We start from the raw sequence: 23,927 nt of genomic DNA, 5'->3' as shown, positions 1-23,927 counted from the left end.
GTTTTTTATAGTTTACTGATAAAGCCTCCGTAGAGGTCCTTGAGCTGGTACCCTTTGCTGAACCGCTGTTTGCTGAGTTTCTTATGCACCACCAGGCCCCACAGTAAGAACTCCTTTAAGAAATACGAATCGCGTTCCTTTACTTTTGGCTGGTGTTTCAGGATCAGATCCTGGAGGGGTGGAATACTGTTGAGCAGCTTCTGATACTCTTCATCGGTGTGCTCATCTTGCAGTTCAAGGCCTTCCCTGTCAAAAAACCAAAGGATCAGATCGTCATAGGGGCCTTCGGCATTCTTTTGCTCCAGTTTAAGGATGGCGGGGAAATAGTTGGGAAACAGACTTTTGATCGCATCTTCAATTAGCATCTGGGCCACCGTATCGGCCCCTTCCTGTTCTCCTTCGTATACAAGTTCAATCTTTCCGGTAATGGAAGGGATGATACCCATGAAGTCCGAGAGTCGGACCGCCGTGGAGTCAGCGCCTTGTGCCAGGGCCCTTCGTTCCGCGGTGCTCAGGAGATTCTCGTAGGCTGTGATACTCGTTCGCGCACTCACCCCGCTTTTTGCATCCACATATTCGCTGGTTCGGGCTTCAAAGCTGATCTGTTCCAGCAGGATCTTGGCAAGTTCCGGGACGTAGACCATGCCTTCCTGTTCCTCGTCCAGCCGGGCTTCCTGGGCCGTAATTTTCCTGGCCGTCTCGATCTCCCTCGGATAATGGGTGAGGATCTGTGATCCTATCCTGTCCTTCAAAGGGGTTACTATGCTCCCCCGGTTGGTATAATCCTCCGGGTTTGCCGTAAAGACGAACTGAATATCCAACGGGAGCCTCAGTTTAAAACCCCTGATCTGAATATCGCCTTCCTGCAGTATGTTGAAGAGGGAAACCTGTATCCTGGCCTGCAGGTCGGGAAGTTCGTTGATCACAAAAATACAGCGGTTGGCCCTGGGGATCATCCCAAAATGGATCACCCGGTCATCTGCATAGGACAATTTAAGGTTCGCAGCCTTGATGGGATCTACATCTCCGATAAGGTCGGCAACCGTGACATCCGGGGTGGCCAGCTTTTCATAGAAACGTTCTTCCCGGTGGAGCCAGGAAATGGGGGTATCCTCCCCTTTTTCCTCTATAAGCCTTTTGCTGTATCTCGAGATAGGAGCCAGGGGATCGTCGTTGATCTCCGAGCCTTCCACCACGGGGATATACTCATCGAGCAGATTTACCATAAGGCGGGCGAGGCGGGTCTTAGCCTGGCCCCTCAGGCCGAGGAGGTTGATGTTATGCCTCGAGAGGATCGCCCTTTCGAGTTCGGGAATGACCGAATCCTCATACCCCCAAACTCCGCTAAATGTATCCTTCCCCTCTTTGATCCGCTGTTTGAGGTTCTTTCTCAGTTCATCCTTGATACTCTGACTTTGGTATCCCGATTTCTTGAGCTCCCCCAGAGTTTTTATTTTTCTGTAATCCATAGTTCTATCAACTGTTCTTAATCAATGTCTATTTTTATTTCAGTCTCTTCTTTCGGTTCTTTTCATAATCTTCAAAGATCATCTCCCCCAACCCTTTTAATCCCGTGAACAGGGCCTTGCCCTTGTTTGCTTCCGTAAAGTGGCGTACGAATTGCATGAGGTAGGGATCCTGGGCGATCATAAAAGTGGTGATCGGGATGTGTAGCTTTCTCGCTTGTCTGGCCATATTGTAGCATTTCTCCACGATAAAATCATCGAGACCAACGCTGTTCTTGTAATAAGTACCATCGGGCAGTCTCAGGCAACTGGGCTTCCCGTCAGTGATCATAAAGATCTGTTTGTTGGTATTCTTTTTCCTTCTTAGCATGTCCATGGCCAATTGCAGTCCGGCCACCGTGTTGGTATGGTACGGGCCTACTTTGAGATAGGGCAGGTCCTTGATAGGGATGGGCCAGGCATCATTCCCGAAGACGAGGATATCGAGAGTGTCCTTAGGATATCGGGTTGTGATCAATTCGGCCAGGGCCATGGCCACTTTCTTAGCCGGGGTGATACGGTCTTCCCCATAGAGGATCATACTATGGCTGATGTCAATCATTAAGACAGTGCTCATCTGTGCCTTGTGATGGGTATCCTCTACAACCAGGTCATTCTCGGTGAGTGAAAATCCCTCCAACCCGTGATTTACCTGTGCATTTTTAAGGCTTTCGGTCATGGAGATCCTGTCGAGGGAATCGCCGTAGTGGTATTCCCTGAAATCACCCGTGTGCTCATCGCCTAACCCTGACTTACCTGTGCGATGGTTGCCTGTACCGCTTCGTTTTATCTTTCCGAAGATCTGGTCAAGGGCCCTTTGCCTAATGATGCGTTCCATTTTGGCGGTAATGGACAAAGTCCCTTCACCTGGGGTTCCTTCTCCGTCTCCCCCCTGTCCCGGCTCGAGCTCTTCCCTCAAATACCCCTTTGCCTTGAGGTCTTCAATAAAATCGTATATGGTGTAATCCTCATCCGTGAGGTCGTATTCCTTGTCGAGTTCCCTCAACCAATCGAGGGCTTCATCCACATCCCCTGAAGTATGGGTGATGAGTTCCTGAAAGATCTCGAAGAGTTTTTCGAATGGGGTCTGCTCGGGCGCTTCGTAGTTTGTAAAACGGAAGCCCGATCTTATTTTCATAGCCATACCATAAAAATACTACATTTCAATTTAGGTGTCAGCCTTTTAAAAAAACCTTAACGGTTTGCTTATTTTCGCCAGCATGGAAGGTCTCTTCACCCAAATGGCCCGGGCTTTTATAAGTACCCCTCCCCTGTGGACGCGATCTCAGTTCGGGCTGCAACAGTTCCCGTTCCCGGAGATAGATCTGGCCCGGGTAAAGCCGGTAACCTTTGGATCCAGTATGCGCCTCGGCCATAAAATGGAACGTATTTTCACCGCCCTGCTCGAAGGGCAGGATACCTATGAATTGATCATGGAGAATGTCGTGATAAAAAAGGACAAGAAAACGCTGGGAGAGATCGATTTCCTGCTGAAGGATTTGAGAAATGACCGACAACTTCACCTCGAACTCACCTATAAATTCTACCTTGCAGATACGGACATTAGCGAACCTATCTTCCGACTCGTAGGCCCTAACCGGAGAGACATGTTCTATACCAAACTGGAAAAACTCAGGGAAAGTCAGCTTACCCTCCCCCACACCATTGAAGGAACGAAGACCTTGAGAGCCATGGAAATGGAACCTGAATTCCTGGAGCAACAGGTGTGTTTTAAAGCCCAGCTCTTCCGGCCTTACCGCAGTGCGCGGCTTGGGATCAGGCCCCTGAACAAGAGCTGTATCGCCGGTACATGGATGCGGTTTCAGGATTTTGAATCCGCGGGATTCAAAACGCATCAGTATTATTTCCCCTCAAAAGATGAATGGGTTATATCTCCTTATAATACAGCAGATTGGATATCTCATTTTAATGCACTGATTGAACTCAATATACGCATGATAAAAAAGAGTTCAACCCTGGTCTGGATGAGAAAGAAAGAGGGAAGTCTGGAAAAATTCTTTGTCGTATGGTGGTAAGACCCTAGGTCACCGCCTTGTGCCTTGCTTCCAGGACCTCTGCGACCGACTCCAGAGAAAATCCCCTTGCTCTCAGAAGGATAAGGAAATGGAACAGCAGGTCTGCGCTTTCGTTCAGGAATCGGCCGTCATCGGCATCCTTTGCTTCAATAACCACCTCAATGGCCTCTTCCCCCACTTTCTGAGCTATCTTATTGATCCCTTTTTCGAACAGGGACGCTACATAGCTCTGCTCTCCAGTGGCATTTTTTTGCCTGAACCGGATGATCTCCTCCAACTCGGTGAGAAATCCGTAAGTGGTCTCATTATCATGCCCCCAGCAAGTATCTGTTCCCAGGTGACAAGTAGGCCCCACAGGAGTTACCCGGATCAACAAGGTATCCCTGTCACAGTCTTCCTGTATGTCTTCCACTATAAGGAAGTTACCACTCTCCTCCCCTTTGGTCCAAAGTCTTTTCTTACTGCGGCTGTAAAATGTTACTTTCCCGCTTTTCATGGTCTGTTCCAGAGCGTCGTGATTCATGTATCCCAGCATAAGGACCGTCTTTGTCCGTTTATCCTGGATGATCGCCGGAACCAGGTTGTCCTGGTTTTTGTTGAAATTCACTGCCATATCCCTAGTCTTAAATGATCTGTTTTATAATCGAACCGGGATCTTTTGATCCCTTAGATATTCCTTTAGTGCCCGGAGCCCGATCTCCTGAAAGTGGAAAACACTGGCTGCCAATGCCGCATCTGCTTTGCCTTCTTGAAAGGTGTGCAGGAAATGTTCCATGTTTCCCGCACCCCCTGAGGCAATGATCGGAATGTTCACCGTGTCTGATAGTCTAGCAAGGGCTTCATTCGCAAAACCATTCTTAGTGCCATCATGATCCATGGAGGTAAACAGGATCTCACCGGCTCCTCTCTTTTCTACTTCCACGGCCCATTCGTATAAATCGAGGTCAGTAGGAACCTTGCCTCCTACCAGGTGGACCTTCCAGAGGCCGTCGACCTGTTTGGCATCTATGGCCACGACGATGCACTGCGACCCGAATTTGGCCACGAGTTCATCTATAAGGCCCGGATTTTTTACTGCCGAGGAATTGACCGAGATCTTGTCGGCCCCGTTGTGCAGCAAAAGGCTTACATCCTCCACAGAGGAGATCCCTCCCCCTACGGTAAAGGGGATGTTGACCCTCTCTGCCACCCTTCTGACCAGCTCGGCCAGTGTCTTTCGTTTTTCCTCTGTAGCCGAAATATCCAAAAACACCAGCTCATCTGCCCCTTCCCGGGCGTAACGCGCCGCCAGTTCAACGGGGTCTCCGGCATCCCTCAGACCCACAAAATTAATCCCTTTTACGGTACGGCCGTCCTTGATATCCAGGCATGGGATGATCCTTTTGGTCAGCATTCGCTTTCGTTTTTAGCATTTAAATCGAACCCCTCATAAAATTTCAGGTCCCGGTTCTTCATCAATTTTATCCAAAAGGCGATCTGCCCGGTGTGGTAGGAAAAATGCTCCACGACATGCAGCAGAATGCCCGTGCCGCTCAGATCGAACCCCTGTACCCGGTAATGCCCGGTCAGTTGTTCCTCGGTGAGCCCTTTGATCTCCTGTTTCACTTCGCTGGTCACAGCGGTTAGTTTATCCATCAGAGCAGCCTTGGTTAAACCACCGTTGATGGTAAATTCTTCATCTCGCCTTCGCTGATCTTCTCTGCCCCCCAGTCCTGCAAGCACATACTGCGTCATGTTCCCGCATAGGTGAACGATGAGATTACCAATACTGTTCGAGGTAGCGTTCGGTTTTTCCCAGAGGTCTTCCTCTTTCAGGAGTTCAAAACTCTTCCTCACCATCCTCATATTCTCGTCCATTCTGTACAGGGTGTTTTCGAGGAGATCCCTGACTATGGTCGACTGATCCTGCTTCATGACGTTGTGATATACGTTTCCAATTCTTTCAGGCTGATACGGTTCTCATAGATCGCTTTGCCCAGGATAGCACCCTCACAGCCTGTTTTACTAAGGGCGTACAGGTCGTCCATTGAACTGATCCCGCCGCTGGCGATCAGATGGATCCCCGATTTGCCAGCTTCCGTGGTCTCCTCAAGAATTTTTTGATAAAGTCCGGTGGATGGACCTTCCAGCATCCCGTCCTTATCTATGTCTGTACAGATCACGAATTTTATTCCTTCATCCCGGTAGGCCCGGATAAAGGGTATCAATTCTTCCCCCGTGCCTTCCTGCCAGCCCGAAACCGCGATCTTCTCATCCATGGCATCGGCGCCCAGGATGATCTTCTCCTGTCCGTATTGCCTTAGCCAGTTCAGAAAAACATCCCGGTCTCTCACCGCAATACTTCCCCCCGTGACCTGCTTCGCTCCGCATTCAAAGGCGACCCTCAGATCCTCGTCGGATTTGAGTCCCCCTCCGAAATCGACCTTCAGAGAGGTCTTTGAGGCGATTTGTTCCAATACCTTGTGGTTAACGATGTGCTTCGACTTCGCCCCGTCCAGGTCTACCAGGTGAAGGTATTCCACCCCATGGGCTTCGAAAGCCTTCGCCATTTCCAAAGGGTTTTCGCTGTATACTTTCTCCGTGGCGTAATCTCCTTTGGAAAGCCTCACACATTTCCCCCCTATAATATCTATGGCCGGTATGATCCTCATCCTACTGTGTTCAAAGGGTTATAAAATTCTTTAGAATGCGCTCTCCCAGTGTACTGCTCTTCTCAGGGTGGAACTGAACCCCCCAGAAATTATCCTTTTGCACTGCACTGCTGTAGGGGATGCCATAATCGGTTACCGCGATAGTTTCCCCGCATAAAGGAGCGTAATAACTGTGCACCAGATATATAAATCCATTTTCGGGTATGTCCCGGAACAGGGGTGTTTTGAGTTCGCGGATCTGGTTCCACCCGATCTGAGGCACCTTGAGTTCATCGGTAAACTTCACCACATCCACATCAAAAATACCCAGACCACGGGTATTCCCTTCTTCAGAGTAGTTGCACATCAGCTGCATCCCGAGACAGATCCCCAGTACCGGTTGGGTAAGCTCAGCAATCAAGTTCTCCAGCCTGTGTTCCCGTAATTTCTTCATGGCACTGCTGGCCTCACCTACTCCGGGAAAAATGACCTTATCAGCCGCTTTGATGATCTTCGGGTCATCGGACAGGACTGCAGAATATCCCAGGCGCTCAAGTGCGAACTTGATGCTCTGAATATTTCCGGCTCCGTAATCAATAATGACGATCTTCATATTCTTCCTCTATAGCATTCCTTTTGTGGAGGGAAGCACCATTTTTTCCGTATCCCGCTTTACGGCCATTTTTATAGCCTTTGCAAAAGCCTTGAAAATCGCCTCTATCTTGTGGTGTTCGTTCGTCCCTTCCGCCTTGATATTCAAATTGGCCCGGGCACCATCCGTGAAGGATTTAAAGAAGTGAAAGAACATCTCTGTGGGCATATCCCCTATCTTTTCTCTCTTGAATTCAGCATCCCACACCAGCCAGTTGCGGCCACCAAAATCGATGGCTACCTGCGCCACGCAGTCATCCATGGGCAGACAGAATCCATAGCGTTCTATCCCCAGCTTATCTCCCAAAGCCTTGTGGAAGACCTCCCCCAGGGCAATGGCCGTATCCTCAATGGTATGGTGTTCGTCTACTTCGAGATCTCCTTTTACCTGGATATTCAGGTCTAATTGTCCATGTCTGGCCAATTGATCCAGCATGTGATCAAAGAAGGGAAGTCCGGTTGAGATCTGGCTCTGTCCGCTCCCGTCAAGGTCGAGGCTGATAGAGACCTGAGTCTCCTTTGTATTCCGGTTGTGCTGGACAGTGCGACTGCCCAAACGAAGGAACTCGTAGATCTCTTTCCAGGAGGCTGTTTCCAGGGCGATGCATGCCCGAATCTCCTCTTCCCTTGCCGTGAGTTCATCGTTCCCCAGTTCCGTGTGATTATTGATAAAGATTCCCTTAGAGCCCAGGTTTTTTGCGAGTTCCATGTCGGTAAGACGGTCTCCTATCACAAAGGAATTCTTCAGATCATAGGCTTCCGTAAAGTAGGAGGTCATTAGGCCCGTCCCCGGTTTCCTGGTCTGCGCATTCTCATGGGGGAAGGTCCTGTCGATCAGTACATCTTTAAATCGGATATCTTCCTTTTCCAGGGTCTCCATGATAAAATTCTGTACGGGCCAGAAGGTTTCTTCAGGAAAGGCCTGGGTTCCTAGTCCGTCCTGATTGGTCACCATCACCAGTTCAAAGGACAGTTCCCTGGCTATCTTACCCAGCCATGTGAAGATGCCCGGGTAGAACTCCAGTTTTTCAAAAGCGTCTATCTGCTCATCCGCAGGCTCCTTGATCAGCGTGCCATCCCGGTCAATGAACAAGACTTTTATTCTTTTTTCTGTATTCATTTCAAATCAATTAATACCTCTATCAAGCGGCGGTTCTCCTCCGGTGTGCCTACCGTGAACCTCAGGCAGTTTTCACATAAGGGCTGATTAGATCGGTTCCTCACTATAAATCCCCTTTTAAGGATTTCCGAATACCTCCTGTCTGCGTCGTCCACTTCGACCAGAATGAAATTAGCATCGCTGGGATAAACATGTCTAACAAAGTCCAGTCCGTCCAGGGCCCTCTCCAGTTTTCTCCTTTCTGATCTCAACACCTCTACCTCCCCCTCGATCGATTCGGATTCCCTGAGGCGTTCCAAAGCCGCCCTCTGTGTGAGTTCATTCACGTTGTAGGGAGGTTTGATCTTGTTAAGCACGGTGACCACCTCCACTGACGCATAACAAACCCCCAGCCGTATACCGGCCATGCCATAGGCCTTGGAAAAGGTCTGTGTAACTATGAGGTTAGGGTAATCTGAAAGCACAGTAACCCAACTCTTTTGGTCAGAAAAATCTATATAAGCCTCATCCAGCACTACGAGCCCCTTAAAATTATTCAGAATTTCTGTGATCTGTTCGGGTGGAAGGGAATTCCCTGAGGGATTGTTCGGGGAACAGAGAAAGACGATTCGCGTCCCTTCGTCTATGGCTGTAAAGAGACCCCTGAGGTCCAGGGTGAAGTCTGGTTTCAGTAAAACCTTCCTGTTTTCTACATGGTTCAGGGAGGCCAGTACGCTGTACATCCCATAGGTGGGTGGCACCGTGATCACATTATCCCTCCCGGGCTCGCAAAAGGCCCGGAAGATCAGGTCCAGGACCTCGTCACTCCCATTTCCAAGGAGGATCTGATCCGGACTGACGCCTTTCCGCTCTGCAAGTTGGGACTTCAGGATGCGTTGCTGGGGATCCGGATACCGGTTGATCCCGTCCCCGAAGGGATTCTCATTGGCGTCGAGGAAGATCTTTTCACTGCCGTCTGAGACGTATTCATCCCTGGCCGAGGAATAGGGGGTCATGTTCCTGACATTTTTCCGGATCAGGCGATTGAGGTTAAACTGGGTTGCCTTGGTCGGTTCCATACTATCCCACTTTTTGTATTGCTTGTCTCAGATACTCCTTTCTGATCGTTACGGCATTCTTGTGCCCTTGCAGGCCCTCAGCCGCGGCCATGACTTCTATGGTCTCTCCCAGGTCCATGATGCCTTTTTCCGATATTTTCTGATAGGTGATGCTCTTTGTAAAACTATCGAGGTTAACACCGCTATACTGCTTTGCATATCCATTTGTAGGCAGGGTGTGGTTGGTGCCCGACGCGTAGTCCCCGGCGCTCTCTGGAGTGTAATTTCCTATGAATACCGATCCTGCATTGATCGTGTTTTCAAGATAATACTCTTCCTCTGCGGTACAGAGGATAAAGTGTTCCGGACCGTATTCGTTTATGAGATCGATGGCCGTTTCCCTGGAGGAGACGTAAATGAGTCGACTGTTATCTATCGCTTTTTCCGCCAGGTCCTTCCTCGGAAGTTTCCCGAGTTGTATGCCTACCTCCTTTTCCACTTTCTGAAGGAGTTCCCTGGAAGTAGTTACCAGGACCACCTGGCTGTCTGCACCGTGTTCAGCCTGACTCAGGAGATCCGCAGCCACAAAGGAAGGGATAGCCGTATCGTCTGCGAGCACCAAAAGTTCACTGGGTCCTGCCGGCATATCGATGGCCACCCCGTATCGGGTAGCCAGTTGCTTGGCTACCGTCACATATTGGTTGCCCGGGCCGAAAATCTTAAATACCTTCGGAATACTCTCTGTTCCGAAAGCCATGGCCGCCACCGCCTGTATGCCCCCTACCTTGAATACACGTGTAATGCCGCAAAGCGCTGCCGTATAAAGCACTGCGGGGTGCAGGTTTCCGCTTTTGTCAGGCGGACTGCAAAGTACGATCTCTTTACAACCCGCGATCTTTGCCGGAATGGCAAGCATCAGTATGGTCGAGAAAAGGGGTGCTGTGCCCCCTGGAATGTAAAGTCCAACTTTCTGAATGGGCTTTTTTTGCTGCCAGCAAATAACTCCCGGGGAGGTCTCTACCTCTACAGGAGAGGTCTTTTGGGCTTTGTGAAACTTGTAAATGTTGTCATACGCCCGCCGGATCGCATTCTTGAGTTCCCCGTCTATGGCACCCTCGGCTTCCATGAGTTCCTCTTCCTGTACTGCCATAGATTCTGGGGAAACTCCGTCAAAACGGAGGGTGTATTCTCTCACGGCCTTATCTCCATCCCGCCGGACTGCTTTGAAGACCTCATTTACGGTCTCTTCAATGTCTCCAAACGTGCGCGTGGGGCGGGACAGGATGTCTTCCCAGTCTATTTTTTGCGGATCGAAATACTTTTTCATGCAGAATTATATTACCATTTTTTCAATAGGGCAAACCAGGATCCCTTCTGCACCTGCCTGCCTCAATTCATCTATCACTTCCCAGAACTTATCCTTGTTGATCACGGAGTGCACAGAGCTCCAGCCCTCTTCTGCCAGGGGCAGGACGGTAGGACTCCGCATCCCGGGAAGAAGGGCGATCACGTTCTTGATCTTGTCATTGGGAACATTCATCAACACGTATTTAGACTGTTGTCCGGCGATGACGGAGCGAATCCTGAATTGAAGTTTCGAGAGGATCTCTTTCTGGCCTTCCCCTATACAGGGAGATACGGCCAGTACGGCTTCGCTTGAAAGGATCTTTTCCACCTCCTTCAGGTTATTCTTGAAGAGGGTACTGCCACTCGAGACGATATCGCAGATCGCATCTGCCAGCCCGATATTCGGGGCGATCTCGACGGATCCGTTGATGATATGCAATTCAGCCTCCACCCCTTTCTCCTTCAGGTAGGTTTCTACCGTATGGGGATAGGAAGTCGCTATGCGTTTTCCCTGCAGATCAGAAATGGATTCGTACTTCGCTGCCTTGGGGACGGCCAGAGACACCCTGCATTTGGAAAACCCCAGTTTTTCGGCAATTTTGAGATCAACACCTTTTTCTACCAGCACATTACTTCCGATGATAGCCACGTCCACTACTCCGTCCCTCAGGTATTGAGGGATGTCCCCATTCCTCAAATAGAATACCTCCAGAGGAAAGTTTCTTGCCGATGCTTTGAGCTGGTCCTTCCCGTTGTCAATGGATATACCGCAGTCCTTCAGTATTTTCAGGGAATCTTCATTGAGGCGCCCTGCTTTCTGAATCGCAATCTTTAATTTCATACGTCTTTCTTTTTCTGCTACCGTTCTAAAAACAGAACCCGTTTGATTGCTCAAACGGGTTCGGATATTTTGAAAATACAACAATACATTCCTAACCTGCTTGAGGGCGAGATGCGGAATGATGATGTGTATTCTGGTTATTCATATGGGGCAAAAGTAGAATTTATTTTGTTCTTGCAAAAATTTCGATGCCTTAATTATTTCCTAAAATGATCGGCAAGCCCGATTCACCTGAACCCACGACGATCACCTTAGCATTGGGTGATTCAGCTAGTTTCAGAGTGGCCTCTATCCCCTTATCCTGAAGAATTTTATCAGTTAAGGATGCACTTAAAATTCGGTTCGCATCTGCTTTACCCTGCGCTTCTATGATTTGTCGTTGCGCTTCTTTATCGGCTGTGATCAGTCTAAATTCGTATTCAAGGGATTCTTGTTCCTGCTTTAATTTTCTTTCAATAGCTTCTTTGATTGTAGGTGGCAGGGTAACATCCCTGACCAGTACCTCATTGAGTTGTATGTACTGCCCGTCTACAATTTTCTTGGTCTCCTCGTAGATCTCGGCCTGTATCGCATCCCTTTTACTGGAATACAGTTGTTCAGGCGTATAGCGCCCAACAACGCTTCTTGCCGCGGATCGGATGGTAGGGAGCAGGACCCTCTGAACATATGCCTCTCCTTTCTCCTGATGCAATTTACCAAGGGCCTCATATTTAGGTTCGAACCAGGCAGAGGCATCTAATTTTATTTCCAGACCGTTGGAAGAAAGCACCTGCATCTTCTCAAACACCTCCTGTTGTCTTACCTCATAAACAAACACCTTGTTCCAGGGAGCTACAAGATGGAACCCCTCCCCTAAAGGCGGTTCATCGGTGACCACACCGTCTCCAAAGGTGCGGTAAAGGACTCCGGCCTCTCCGGAGCCGATGGTGATGGCTGATTTTGAAATAAGGATCACCAAGACTATGATGATGAATACTGCGGGCAGTGCGATTTTTGGAAGTTTGTCCATTCTTGTGTATTTAAATTAATCCGTTGTATTTCCTGATAAACCATTCTGCTGTAAGTGCCAGAACGATACATCCCAGAAGTATTTTGAAGTCGATCAAAGATACGATATTTTCTGTGCTTTTCTGGGTCGGTGCGAATCGGGTGTCTTCCAGAAGTTCCCTTACAAGTTCGGACAGCTGATCGGGATAGAACAATTTCCCTCCACTGCCCTCAGACAGGGTTTGCAATTTGCGATAATCGCTGGAAACAAAGAGTTTCTCCAGGTTGAAATCCTCGATCCTGAACCTGCCATCCGATCTTAATTCCTGATCTGCCACGGTCACCGAGAACGCGTACTTCCCAGGAGGCAGGTCACTCAGATCAGCTTCGTACTGGTTGTTAGTGAGGACCATATTCTGTTGGCCTGAATATTCATTATCCGTTCCCCTGACATTAATTTTCAGATCAGCCCCGGGGTCAAATACAAAGGTCGCATCGTATAGTGCCGCTTTTATTGAGCGCTCGGATGCTACGTTGTACACTTGCTCATAACTGACGGTCAGCCGGTCTCTTTTCCCGTCTGAAGTCAGATACAGCACGAGCTTATCAATGAGCCGGTCGAAATTCTCAAAATCCCTGTCGTTGACAAAACTCTGCAACCTCCATTTCCAAAGGTTTTCCCCAAAAAGGAGGGCGTGCCTGCCCTCATTATCGCTCAGGACTGAAAGCAGAGGCTCCCGGAGATCGACTCCACGGATCTGCTGCTCCAAAATACTTTCGTTCTGCTTCGTGATCAGGATCTCTCCCAAAATCCCCCTTAGAGGCGGAAACTCTTCCACTGAAAAGTCGGAGATATCAAAAAGGCCGAAGGCGGGGTTGATCAATGGGAGGATCTCCTCGGTTTGGTTAAAACTATTGATCTGCAAGCCTTTCTGTACTCCATTGAGAAATCTCCAGTCAGTATCCGGACCGGCAACGGTGAACGTATTCAATCCAGATGTAAGGAGGAATTCATAGACGGGTTCGAAGGTCCTGTCCGGCTGATAAAGGATAAGCATATCAAAGTCGACCAGGGAAGCAGGCGCATCCTGAGGCTTGAGCAGTGTGACCCTTCGCTGCTCGTTGCTTTCTATGGCTTTCGTAATTGCTCCTATGTCCGGATGAGAGATCCCGCTAACAATACCGATCCGGGTCTGTTCATCAATGACCTCAATGGGGGAACGCCACAGGTTATTTACCGTATTTCTTTCTCCGGGGATGGAATCCAGGGTCATGAGGAGCGTTTTAAGGCCTACCTCAGATGCCCGCAGATCTGTGGTTATCTTTGTGGAATTGATCTCCGGGCCGAGACTCACATCCCTCTCAAATACCGTCTTTCCGTCCATCCTTACCCTAAGTCGGCTGCTTATACTTTCACTTCCCTGATAGCTCACAAAAATCTCCAGGGGAAAGGTGTTTTTCAGGAAGGCGTATTTGTTGAGGTTGACCCGGTTGATCTTAAGGTCTGTATAACGGGTGGTATCCCCTACGGCAACCGAGTAGACCGGAAAGCTGAGATCGGGCCCCATGTATTCATAGGCCTTCCCAAGGGTCTGGTTCCCATCTGAAACAAGGATAATGGTAGATTTATCACGACCGTAAATGGATTCCATGGAGGCCATTGCCCCGGAAAGATCTGAGCCCTCAGCGCGAAAGCCGAGGCTATCCAGTATTTTGAGTTCCTCTCCAAAGGCATAGCTGAGGATATTAAACCTGTCGGTCAGCCCGCTGTTTTCCCTCAGATCGGAATATAGCTGTTTGGCCTTATCTGCGGCCCCTCCATGGTCTATGGATTTGGAATCATCAAAAAGTAAAATGAGGTTTTGCCGGGTGGTGGTCAGGGACTTTTTTGAGATCTCTGGGTTAAGCAGCAACAGCAGCAATCCAAAAACTGCAAAAAAACGAAGGATTGCGATCACTAGCGTAATACGCCCTTTCTTACCCGCCCTGAAATAATACTGCCACCATACCAGAAGCGCAGAAAAAAGGGCTGCAAGCAGCACGCCCAGAAAGGTTGCCATTTGCATTATTCACTTCTTTTTGTCGATTTCTTCAATGGATTCCTTTAGCGGAACTCAGATTTTTTGGGGTCCGGTATAGCAATCAGGTAAGCATCCCCCCATCTACATGCAGGACCTGACCGCTGATATAGGAAGAGAGGTCTGAGGCCAGAAAAAGACAGGCATTTGCAACGTCTTCTGGGGTTCCTCCCCTCTTGAGCGGAATGGCATCCCTCCACCCCTGTACGGTTTTCTCGTCCAGTTTTCCGGTCATTTCCGTTTCTATAAAGCCCGGTGCAATGGCATTACAGCGGATATTCCTCGAGCCGAGTTCCAGGGCTACCGATTTGGTGAACCCGATGATCCCCGCCTTGGAAGCCGCGTAATTGGTCTGGCCTGCATTGCCTTTGACTCCCACCACACTGCTCATATTGATAATTGAGCCATTCCTTTGCTTCAGCAAGGTGCGCTGTACGGCCTTGGTCATGTTGAAAACGGATTTTAAATTGATCTCGATCACAGCATCGAAGTCGTCCTCGGTCATCCGCATGAGGAGGTTGTCTCTGGTGATCCCGGCATTATTGATCAAAACGTCTATTCCTCCGAAATCCTCCAGTACAGCCGCTACGAGGTCTTCGCATTCCTTGTAAATGGCTGCGTTGCTCTTATAGGCTTTGGCCTTCACCCCTGCCGAGATAAGCTCTTTTTCCAGGGCCACGGCAGGACCCTCGCTCGAACTGTAGGTAAAAGCGACATTTGCTCCATGTGCCGCAAAAACCTTTGCTATGCCGGTGCCTATACCTCGACTGGCTCCGGTGATGATTACATTCTTTCCTTCTAACAATTTCATATGGTAGTCAGTATTCGTTTCACTTCTCTCAAAGATACACGTTGTAAAGTTTAAGGCGAAAAAAATCCCGATCTGGTCGGGATTTATTTGAATGAGGCCAGGGTTAACCCATTACTTCCTTCACTTTCTTGCCAATATCAGCCGGGGAATCCACCACGTGAATCCCGCATTCCCTCATGATCCTTTTCTTGGCCTGGGCCGTATCGTCACTTCCGCCTACGATCGCACCGGCGTGACCCATGGTCCTTCCGGCAGGGGCAGTTTCGCCAGCGATGAACCCGACGATGGGCTTTTTGCTGCCGCTTTCCTTGTACCAGTTGGCAGCATCAGCTTCCAGCTGCCCGCCAATCTCCCCGATCATGACCACGCAACGGGTCTCCGGGTCATTGATCAGCAGTTGCACCGCTTCTTTGGTGGTGGTACCTATGATCGGGTCTCCACCAATGCCGATGGCTGTGGTAATACCGAGTCCCTGGCGTACTACCTGGTCTGCCGCCTCATAGGTAAGCGTACCCGATTTGGAAACAATACCGACATGGCCCTTTTTAAAGACGAATCCCGGCATGATCCCTACCTTGGCCTCACCTGGGGTGATGACTCCCGGGCAGTTGGGACCTATCAGCCTGCAGTCCTTATCCTTGATATAGTCATATGCCTTCACCATATCTTCCACCGGAATCCCTTCCGTGATGGTAATGATCACCTTGATACCGGCACTGGCCGCTTCCATGATCGCATCAGCAGCAAAGGCAGGCGGAACAAAGATGATCGTAGTGTCCGCTCCTACCTTCTGTACGGCTTCTTCTACGGTATTGAATACCGGCTTTCCAAGATGGGTCTGACCCCCTTTACCCGGAGTTACCCCGCCGACCACATTGGTGCCGTATTCTATCATTTGTTCGGCGTGAAAAGTACCTTCACTACCTGTAAAACCCTGTACTATGATTTTGGAATTCTTATTGACTAATACACTCATGATCTATGGTTTATTCGCGGCACAAAAATATAGGAATGCCTTTGATCTCAAAAGCAATCCCGTCTTTATTGTTTATTAATTTGCTTCAGGATCTCGGGGATCCTTTTGACGTTGGCCAATTGTTTTAGTTTGTCCCTGGCTTCTTCCGCGGGGCTGCCGAAATAGGTCTTACCTCCTGCCAGGGATTTTGCCACCCCGGTCTGAGCAAGGACCACGGCCTTTTTACCTATGGTGGCCGCACTGGTTACCCCCACCTGACCCCAAAGGGTCACCTCGTCTTCTATGACCACGCATCCCGCGATCCCGGTCTGGGAAGCGATCAGGCATTTCCTGCCAATGACCGTATCGTGGCCCACGTGTACCTGGTTGTCCAGCTTGCTTCCTTCTTTTATCGTGGTATCTCCCGTAACCCCTTTGTCTACCGTACATAGCGCCCCTATCTCCACATGGTCTTCGATGACCACCCTTCCACATGACAGCAGTTTATCGAATCCTTCAGGCCTGTTCTTGTAATAAAATGCGTCGGAACCCAGGACTGTACCGGCGTGGATCTGGACATGGTTACCAATGACGCAATGATCGTAAATAGTGACGTTGGGGTGGATCAGACAGCCTTCCCCAATGGTCACATGGTTGCCGATAAACACATTCGGCTGAACCACCGTGCTTTTACCTATCCTAGCCGAGGCCGAAATGCTCGAAGAGGAACTGACAAAAGGACGGAAATGTCGGGTCAGCTTGTTAAAATCCCTGAAGGGGTCTTCGGAAAGAAGAAGGGCCTTGCCTTCCGGGCATTCCACTTTTTTATTGATCAGGATCACCGTAGCTCTTGAATTCAGTGCCTTGTCATAGTATTTTGGATGGTCAACAAATACGATGTCCCCAGGTTCTACTACATGAATCTCGTTCATTCCGGATACCGGAAAATCCGGGGATCCCACGAATTCGATCTCCAGGAGTGCAGCGATCTGCTCTAAGGTCTGTGTTTGTGGGAATTTCATGTCTTGTTATTCCTTGGCTCGTTCCATGTAGCTTCCCTTTTCGGTATCTACCTTGATCCTGTCGCCCTCGTTTATAAAAAGGGGTACATTCACCGTGGCCCCTGTTTCCAGGGTAGCCGGTTTTGTAGCGTTCGTTGCCGTGTTCCCTCTCACCCCGGGCTCGGTATGGGTGACCTCCAGGATCACACTGGCAGGCATTTCCACCGAGAGGGGCATATTGTCCTCTGTATTGAACATAATGGTCACGATCTCACCTTCCTTCAGCAATTCAGGAGAATCCAGGGCGCCCTCCTGCAGAGCGATCTGATTGTAATCCTCTGTGTTCATAAAATGGTAGGTCGTGCCTTCCGCGTACAGAAACTGATAACTCCGGGTCTCCACTCTCACATCCTCGATCTTGTGCCCTGCAGAAAAAGTGTTGTCCAGCACTTTCCCCGAGGTGATGCTCTTTAGTTTGGTCCTTACAAAGGCCGGACCCTTCCCCGGTTTTACGTGGAGGAACTCTATGATCTTATAGATGTCGTTGTTGTACCTGATGCACAACCCTTTCCTGATATCTGATGTACTTGCCATAAAATTTAATTCGTGCTAAAATAACCTTTCATGATCCCTCTCTGGGAGTCCCTTATAAACTGAAGGATCTCGTCCCTTTCCGGGGTAGCTTCCATTTCGGCCTCTATGATCTGTACCGCCTGTGAATTGTTGTAGTTCTTCTGGTAGAGGATGCGATAGATGTTTTGTATCTCCCTGATCTTTTCCGCGGCAAACCCCCTTCTCCTCAATCCTACCGAATTGATCCCGACGTAAGACATGGGTTCCCTAGCCCCTTTCACATAGGGAGGCACGTCCTTTCTCACCAGGGATCCGCCCGTGACAAATGCGTGGTTGCCTATGGAGACGAACTGGTGCACCGCCACGAGTCCGGCCAGCACAACATTATCCCCTATGGTCACATGTCCTGCCAGGGTGGAATTATTCGAAAATATACAGTTATTGCCTACAAAACAGTCATGGGCGATATGGCAGTATGCCATGATGAGACAGTTTTTCCCGATTACGGTTTTCATCCGGTCTGCCGTTCCCTTGTTGATGGTCGCACATTCCCGGATGGTGGTGTTGTTGCCGATCTCCACAGTGGTCTCTTCCCCCTTGTATTTCAGGTCCTGGGGCGGGGCCGATATAACCGCTCCTGGAAAGATATTGCAATTCTTTCCGATACGGGCACCTTCCATAATGGTGACGTTCGAACCTATCCAGGTTCCCTCCCCTATAGTCACATTGTTATGTATGGTCGTAAAGGGTTCTACCACCACGTTCTTAGCAATCTTTGCCCCGGGATGGATATAAGCAAGCGGTTGATTCATGTTATTTCTTTTTGGCGATTTGCGCCATCATCTCGGCCTCACAAACGAGTTTATTGTTGGCGTAGGCATAAGCCTGCATATGGCATATCCCCCTCCTGATAGGTGTGATCAGGCTGCAGTGGAAGATAAGGGTATCTCCCGGGAGGACTTTTTGTTTGAATTTTACATTGTCGATCTTCATAAAGAAGGTCAGATAATTCTCGGGGTCCGGTACGGTGCTCAGCACGAGGATACCCCCTGTCTGGGCCATGGCCTCCACCTGGAGAACACCCGGCATAACGGGAGCTCCCGGAAAGTGCCCCACAAAGAAGGGTTCGTTCATGGAGACATTCTTCATGCCCACCACGTGGGTATCTGAAAGTTCCAGGATGCGATCGATCAGCAAAAAGGGAGGCCTGTGAGGCAGCATGGCCATGATCTGGTGGATATCCATCAGAGGCGGCTCATTCAGGTCGTATTTGGGCACATTGTTCCGTTTCTCCAGTTTGATGATCTTTGAGAGTTTCTTGGCAAATTGGGTATTTACATAGTGACCGGGTTTGTTGGCGATCACCTTCCCGCGAATACGCGTGCCGGTCAGTGCCAGGTCCCCGATCACATCCAGTAATTTATGCCTGGCAGCCTCATTGGGCTGATGCAAGGTAAGGTTGTCCAGGATGCCGTTGGGCTTGACCGATAATTTCTTCTTCTTAAAAGCTTTTTCGAGCTTTTTCATTGTAGATTCAGAGATCTCCTTGTCTACGTAAACGATGGCATTATTGAGGTCCCCTCCTTTGATGAGGCCGTTTTCAAGAAGCATTTCGAGCTCGTGAAGAAAGCTGAATGTACGGGCGTCTGCGATCTCCTTTTTGAAATCAGACAGGCGTTCCAGGGTGGCGTTCTGAGTGCCCAGGACCTTTGTGCCAAAGTCGACCATAGTGGTCACCTGATATTCGTCTGAAGGGATCACGGTGATCTCACTTCCCGTAGCCTCGTCCTTGTAGCTGATCACCTCCTTGACCACGTACTCCTCCCTTTCGGCCTCCTGTTCAACGATCCCGGCCTTTTCCAGGGCTTCGACAAAGAATTTGGAAGATCCATCCATTATGGGCGGTTCGGGCGAATCGAGTTCGATAAGCACGTTGTCTATCTCCAGGCCTACCAAAGCCGCCAGGACATGCTCCGACGTCTGTATCTTTACCCCCCTCTTCTCCAGGTTGGTGCCCCTCTGTGTGTTGATCACATAGTTGGCATCCGCTTCAATGACGGGTTCACCTTCCAGGTCTACCCGTTTAAATGCATAGCCGTGATTCTCCGGCGCGGGAACAAATTTCATGGTCACCTTTTCCCCGGTGTGTAATCCCACCCCGGTGAGCTCTACTTCTTTAGCGATGGTCCTTTGTTTCACCATAGACTTCAATCTCCATTATTTTTTTCCAGGTCTGCGATCCTGCCCACCAGCCTGGTCAAATTTTTAAAATGCACGTATGATTTGTTAAAGTCGGCGTAGTTCAATGCAGGGGAGCCTTGCAGGACCTCATCGTCCTTCACGTTCCGAATGATCCCGGATTGCGCCTGGATCTTCACCCGGTCCCCTATGGTGATATGGCCAACGATCCCCACCTGTCCGCCGATCAGGCAGTTCTTCCCGATCTTAGTGGACCCTGCAATCCCCGTCTGGGCAGCGATCACTGTATGTTCGCCTATTTCGACGTTGTGAGCGATCTGAATTTGATTATCCAGTTTTACTCCCTTCCTTAAAATAGTGGACCCGAGAGTCGCCCGGTCTATGGTCGTCCCGGCTCCAATTTCAACGTTGTCTTCCACGATCACATTCCCTGTTTGGGGAACCTTGCTGTATTCCCCTTCACGGTTGGGGGTAAAGCCAAAACCGTCTGCCCCTATGATCACGGCACTGTGGATCATGCAGCCATTCCCGATGACCGATTCTGAATAGATCTTTGCCCCGGAGTAGATGACCACATTGTTGCCAATCGTGACATTGTCGCCCAGATAGACATTGGGATAGATCTTTACGTTGTTTCCGATCCTGACGTTATTTCCAAGATAAGAGAAAGCCCCCAGGTAAAAATCCTCTCCGTAAGAGGCGCTTTCCGAAAGGAACACGGGCTTTTCTATCCCTACCTTGTTATTTTTTACGTTGTTGTAGAATTCGAGCAACTTGGAAAAGGACTTGTAAGCGTCCTCCACTTTGATGAGGGTGGTGGTAATCTCCTGTTCCGGCTTGAAATCCTTGTTGACAATAGTGATGGAGGCCTCGGTGCTGTAGATATAATGGGTGTACTTGGGGTTTGCCAGAAAGGTGAGCGAACCCTCTACCCCTTCTTCGATCTTCGCCAGCTTATGGACAGAGATTTCGGGGTTCCCATGAACCTCTCCTTCAAGGATACCCGCTATCTGACTTGCTGTGAATTTCAAACGCTGATTTTTTGGACTAGGATTCGATCGGACAAAAGTAAGAAAAATTACGAAACGCTTTTCTTGGGGTAACAGATATAATGCTTGGTCACGGTTTTGGAGAGGGCATCCAGATTCAGGTGGTCCGAAGCCCGGGCCACATCGATGGTCCGGGAGTTACCCATCAATATATTAATGTTCTCCTTCTCGTGGTTATACGCCCTGTTTTCAATGGTACCGGTAAAGATGAAATAGGCCGCCTCATGCTCCCCTATCCCGAAATCCTTCGCCAAACCTGTTCTCATCCCCTCCAGTTTTTCGTCAGATACCTGCTTGTTCTTCACCTTTACCTTTAAAAGGTTTCGGTTGAGGATCATACGGCTGAGTTCCGCCAATACAAAGTCGGGATGGTTCTGCCAGGCTTTCAGGGCCGAGAGCACATCCACATCATCCAGGGATGAGAATCGTTCCAGGACTTCCCGGTTAAACCCTTCCCTTTTTACCCGGTTGAGCAGAAAATATAACAGTGGGTCGCTCCCCGACAGTTCTTCTCCTCCTGAATGCAATTCCCTCGCTCTTCGCAGAACCCGGATCAAAAGCTGTTCTGCTGCAATACCGGTTTTGTGAAGATAGACCTGCCAGTACATAAATCGTCTGGCCATCAGGAATTTTTCTACGGAATAGATCCCCTTCTCTTCTATGACGAGCGACCCGTCTACCACGTTAAGCATGGTGATAAGCCGTTCCGCATTGATGTTCCCTTCGGCCACCCCCGTGTAGAAACTATCCCGTTTCAGATAGTCGAGCCGGTCCATGTCGAGCTGACTCGACACGAGCTGGTTTAAAAACTTTTTGGGATAGGTGCCCTTGAAGATCTCGATCGCACAAGAAAGCTCCCCGGAAAACTCCTCATTGAGGTGCTGCATAAAGAGCAGGGAGAGTTCTTCATGAGAGATCCCTTCCACCAGGCTGTGCTCCATGGCATGGGAAAAAGGCCCATGCCCTATGTCGTGCAGCAGGATGGCAAAGAGAAGGCCGTCAGCCTCCTTATCGGTGATCTCGACGTTCTTGTAACGGAGCACCTGAATGGCCTGCTGCATGAGGTGCATACTCCCCAGGGCATGGTGAAACCGAGTATGGTGGGCCCCGGGAAAGACGAGGTAGGACATCCCCATCTGGGAGATCCTCCGAATCCTTTGGAAATAAGGATGGGAAATGAGATTAAAAAGTCGGTTGTTGGGAATACTAATAAATCCGTAAATTGGATCGTTAAATAACTTCAACTTCCTGGTGGTGGCCAATTTTCTGCGATTTAAAGGGGTAAAGATACGCTAAATGAAAACGATTACAATACTGTGGGTGGATGACGAGATCGACATGCTTAAGCCCCATATCCTGTTTCTGGAAGAGAAGAAATACCAGGTGGTCACCTGCAAAAGTGGGCAGGATGCCCTGGAGGAAATGGAAAAGACCCAGTTCGACATCGTTTTCCTGGATGAGAATATGCCAGGCCTCTCCGGCCTTGATACGCTGAATGAAATAAAGAACAGGGCGCCGGCCATACCGGTGGTGATGATCACCAGGAGTGAAGAGGAGACCATCATGGAAGAGGCCATAGGTTCCAAGATCGCCGACTACCTGATCAAACCGGTGAACCCCAACCAGATCCTTTTGTCCCTTAAAAAGACCCTGGACCATTCCCGCCTGATCTCCGAAAAGACCACCTCCAACTACCAGCAGGAATTCAGGAAGATCTCCATGGACTTGTCTATGGTGAATACCTATGAGGAATGGGCCGACCTGTACAGGAAGCTGATCACCTGGGAATTGAGGCTGGAGGAGATCGAGGATTCGGGCATGTTTGAGATCCTGGAATCCCAGAAGATCGAAGCCAACAACCAGTTTGGAAAGTTTATAGACAAGCGGTACCCGGAATGGTTCCGCGAGGGGGACGGGCCGGTCATGTCGCATACCCTTTTTAGGGAATGGGTGCAGCCAGAACTGAAAGAGCAGCCCACCCTCCTGGTGGTCATAGACAACCTGAGGTATGACCAATGGGTGTCTTTTGAGGATGTGCTCTCCCCCTTCTATAAAAAGGTGAAGGAACAGCCCTATTACAGCATCCTGCCAACGGCGACACAGTATGCCCGGAATGCCCTTTTCTCGGGACTCATGCCCCTGGAGATGGAAAAGAAATATCCCCAATGGTGGAAAAACGATACGGATGAAGGCGGAAAAAACCTGTTTGAGGACAAATTCCTGGAAGCTCAGTTACAAAGGCTGGGGCTGAACCTGGAATGGGAGTACTTCAAGATCAGCAGCCTGAAACAGGGGAAACAGCTGGTGCAGAACTTCAACAGCCAGAAGAAGAACGACCTCACGGTCATCGTCTACAACTTTGTGGACATGCTTTCCCATGCCAAGACGGAAATGGACGTGATCAAGGAACTGGCCTCGAATGACAAGGCCTATCGTTCCCTCACCCAGAGCTGGTTCCGGAATTCCCCCTTGCTGGAGATCATACAGAAAGCGAGGACCCTGGGGATGAAGCTGATCATCACCACAGACCACGGCACCATTAACGTAAAGCAGCCTTCTAAGGTCATAGGCGACCGGGAGACCAGCCTCAACCTCAGGTACAAGACCGGGCGCAGCCTGTCTTATGAGGCCAAGGACGTGCTGGAGGCAAAGGATCCTGGAAAGATCTACCTGCCGAGCCTGACCATGAGCAGCTCCTTTATCTTTGCCAAAAACGACCTCTTCTTTGCCTACCCCAACAATTACAACCACTATGTGAGTTATTACAGGAATACCTACCAGCACGGGGGGGTAAGTCTGGAGGAGATGATCATACCGTTTGTTATACTCCAACCACGTTAGAAGACGTTACATGAGAATCAGTGGGCAGATAAAGTTTATTTGAATGAATTTTTATCCAAATAGCGAGGTGGATAAGTGCTATTTTTAACTTGTTAAAACAAGTTGTAACACATTACCAACCTTTCTCAAATCTACACCATACATGGGAGAAATAATTGCGGAAATCCTTTTCACTTGGATTCTTGGTGGAATTTGGACGGCTATAAACGCAATTTATGACTGGATTAAAGGATTGATTTTTGGAATCCCAAAAAATGAGGTTGAAC

23 protein-coding genes are annotated in these 23,927 nt (G+C 49.4%); 2 read left to right on the top strand and 21 right to left on the bottom strand.

Annotated elements, in window-relative coordinates; translation table 11 throughout:
* Positions 1-5: 5 nt before the first annotated feature.
* Both GWK09_RS11980 and GWK09_RS11975 read right to left on the bottom strand, forming a co-directional pair.
* Entirely contained in the window at positions 6-1,469 is a 1,464-nt protein-coding gene (locus GWK09_RS11980; RefSeq protein WP_163693697.1) for a magnesium chelatase, read from the bottom strand.
* A gap of 34 nt (positions 1,470-1,503) precedes the next feature.
* Positions 1,504-2,649 (bottom strand): vWA domain-containing protein, encoded by a 1,146-nt coding sequence (locus GWK09_RS11975; protein WP_163693696.1) that lies wholly within the window; start codon positions 2,647-2,649, stop codon positions 1,504-1,506.
* 58 nt (positions 2,650-2,707) lie between these two features.
* Between GWK09_RS11975 and GWK09_RS11970 the strand changes: the two genes are divergently transcribed.
* The gene (locus GWK09_RS11970) at positions 2,708-3,541 is read left to right on the top strand and encodes a DUF1853 family protein (protein ID WP_204260444.1); all 834 of its coding nucleotides are present in this window, start codon (positions 2,708-2,710) and stop codon (positions 3,539-3,541) included.
* A 4-nt stretch (positions 3,542-3,545) separates the two neighbouring features.
* On the opposite strand, the gene hisIE is transcribed toward GWK09_RS11970, so the two are convergent.
* The 19 genes from hisIE to GWK09_RS11875 form a co-directional block, all read right to left on the bottom strand.
* The gene (hisIE, locus tag GWK09_RS11965) at positions 3,546-4,154 is read right to left on the bottom strand and encodes a bifunctional phosphoribosyl-AMP cyclohydrolase/phosphoribosyl-ATP diphosphatase HisIE (RefSeq protein WP_163693694.1); all 609 of its coding nucleotides are present in this window, start codon (positions 4,152-4,154) and stop codon (positions 3,546-3,548) included.
* Positions 4,155-4,178: 24 nt separating this feature from the next.
* Positions 4,179-4,934, bottom strand: coding sequence for an imidazole glycerol phosphate synthase subunit HisF (hisF, locus tag GWK09_RS11960; RefSeq protein ID WP_163693693.1), 756 nt, complete (start codon positions 4,932-4,934; stop codon positions 4,179-4,181).
* On the bottom strand, positions 4,928-5,455 hold the full coding sequence (locus tag GWK09_RS11955) for a DinB family protein (protein WP_163693692.1): 528 nt from the start codon (positions 5,453-5,455) through the stop codon (positions 4,928-4,930). Before GWK09_RS11955 ends, hisF begins: the two co-directional genes overlap by 7 nt.
* On the bottom strand, positions 5,452-6,192 hold the full coding sequence (hisA, locus tag GWK09_RS11950) for a 1-(5-phosphoribosyl)-5-[(5-phosphoribosylamino)methylideneamino]imidazole-4-carboxamide isomerase (protein WP_163693691.1): 741 nt from the start codon (positions 6,190-6,192) through the stop codon (positions 5,452-5,454). The genes GWK09_RS11955 and hisA overlap by 4 nt, the downstream gene beginning before the upstream one ends.
* 10 nt (positions 6,193-6,202) lie before the next feature.
* Positions 6,203-6,784 (bottom strand): imidazole glycerol phosphate synthase subunit HisH, encoded by a 582-nt coding sequence (hisH, locus tag GWK09_RS11945; RefSeq protein ID WP_163693690.1) that lies wholly within the window; start codon positions 6,782-6,784, stop codon positions 6,203-6,205.
* A 9-nt stretch (positions 6,785-6,793) separates the two neighbouring features.
* The gene (hisB, locus tag GWK09_RS11940; protein WP_163693689.1) at positions 6,794-7,942 is read right to left on the bottom strand and encodes a bifunctional histidinol-phosphatase/imidazoleglycerol-phosphate dehydratase HisB; all 1,149 of its coding nucleotides are present in this window, start codon (positions 7,940-7,942) and stop codon (positions 6,794-6,796) included.
* Positions 7,939-9,000 (bottom strand): histidinol-phosphate transaminase, encoded by a 1,062-nt coding sequence (gene hisC / locus GWK09_RS11935; RefSeq protein ID WP_163693688.1) that lies wholly within the window; start codon positions 8,998-9,000, stop codon positions 7,939-7,941. The genes hisB and hisC overlap by 4 nt, the downstream gene beginning before the upstream one ends.
* Position 9,001: 1 nt before the next feature.
* Positions 9,002-10,306 (bottom strand): histidinol dehydrogenase, encoded by a 1,305-nt coding sequence (hisD, locus tag GWK09_RS11930; RefSeq protein ID WP_163693687.1) that lies wholly within the window; start codon positions 10,304-10,306, stop codon positions 9,002-9,004.
* A 6-nt stretch (positions 10,307-10,312) separates the two neighbouring features.
* On the bottom strand, positions 10,313-11,167 hold the full coding sequence (hisG, locus tag GWK09_RS11925; protein WP_163693686.1) for an ATP phosphoribosyltransferase: 855 nt from the start codon (positions 11,165-11,167) through the stop codon (positions 10,313-10,315).
* Positions 11,168-11,360: 193 nt separating this feature from the next.
* Positions 11,361-12,176, bottom strand: coding sequence for a prohibitin family protein (locus tag GWK09_RS11920; RefSeq protein WP_163693685.1), 816 nt, complete (start codon positions 12,174-12,176; stop codon positions 11,361-11,363).
* A 10-nt stretch (positions 12,177-12,186) separates the two neighbouring features.
* Positions 12,187-14,214 (bottom strand): VWA domain-containing protein, encoded by a 2,028-nt coding sequence (locus GWK09_RS11915; protein WP_163693684.1) that lies wholly within the window; start codon positions 14,212-14,214, stop codon positions 12,187-12,189.
* Between the two features lie 82 nt (positions 14,215-14,296).
* On the bottom strand, positions 14,297-15,043 hold the full coding sequence (gene fabG / locus GWK09_RS11910; protein ID WP_163693683.1) for a 3-oxoacyl-[acyl-carrier-protein] reductase: 747 nt from the start codon (positions 15,041-15,043) through the stop codon (positions 14,297-14,299).
* 103 nt (positions 15,044-15,146) lie between these two features.
* Positions 15,147-16,019 carry a succinate--CoA ligase subunit alpha gene (sucD, locus tag GWK09_RS11905; protein ID WP_163693682.1) on the bottom strand — a complete coding sequence of 291 codons (873 nt, stop codon included), beginning with the start codon at positions 16,017-16,019 and terminating at the stop codon, positions 15,147-15,149.
* Positions 16,020-16,084: 65 nt separating this feature from the next.
* On the bottom strand, positions 16,085-17,020 hold the full coding sequence (locus GWK09_RS11900) for a UDP-3-O-(3-hydroxymyristoyl)glucosamine N-acyltransferase (protein ID WP_163693681.1): 936 nt from the start codon (positions 17,018-17,020) through the stop codon (positions 16,085-16,087).
* A 6-nt stretch (positions 17,021-17,026) separates the two neighbouring features.
* Entirely contained in the window at positions 17,027-17,593 is a 567-nt protein-coding gene (gene efp / locus GWK09_RS11895) for an elongation factor P (protein ID WP_163693680.1), read from the bottom strand.
* Positions 17,594-17,598: 5 nt separating this feature from the next.
* Positions 17,599-18,384 (bottom strand): acyl-ACP--UDP-N-acetylglucosamine O-acyltransferase, encoded by a 786-nt coding sequence (gene lpxA / locus GWK09_RS11890; protein ID WP_163693679.1) that lies wholly within the window; start codon positions 18,382-18,384, stop codon positions 17,599-17,601.
* A gap of 1 nt (position 18,385) precedes the next feature.
* Positions 18,386-19,774, bottom strand: coding sequence for a bifunctional UDP-3-O-[3-hydroxymyristoyl] N-acetylglucosamine deacetylase/3-hydroxyacyl-ACP dehydratase (locus GWK09_RS11885; RefSeq protein ID WP_163693678.1), 1,389 nt, complete (start codon positions 19,772-19,774; stop codon positions 18,386-18,388).
* Between the two features lie 5 nt (positions 19,775-19,779).
* Positions 19,780-20,802, bottom strand: coding sequence for a UDP-3-O-(3-hydroxymyristoyl)glucosamine N-acyltransferase (lpxD, locus tag GWK09_RS11880; RefSeq protein WP_163693677.1), 1,023 nt, complete (start codon positions 20,800-20,802; stop codon positions 19,780-19,782).
* Between the two features lie 47 nt (positions 20,803-20,849).
* Positions 20,850-22,082: an HD domain-containing protein gene (locus tag GWK09_RS11875; protein WP_163693676.1), complete on the bottom strand. Its 1,233-nt coding sequence runs from the start codon at positions 22,080-22,082 to the stop codon at positions 20,850-20,852.
* Between the two features lie 34 nt (positions 22,083-22,116).
* Between GWK09_RS11875 and porX the strand changes: the two genes are divergently transcribed.
* A complete protein-coding gene (porX, locus tag GWK09_RS11870; protein ID WP_163693675.1) occupies positions 22,117-23,661 on the top strand; it encodes a T9SS response regulator signal transducer PorX in 1,545 nt (514 codons plus the stop codon).
* Positions 23,662-23,927: the final 266 nt, after the last annotated feature.

The organism is Muriicola jejuensis (assembly GCF_010671595.1).
Classification (GTDB): Bacteria; Bacteroidota; Bacteroidia; order Flavobacteriales; family Flavobacteriaceae; genus Muriicola; species Muriicola jejuensis.
The sequence above is the reverse complement of the archived record's forward strand: the minus strand, read 5'-3'. Positions and strand labels throughout refer to the sequence as shown.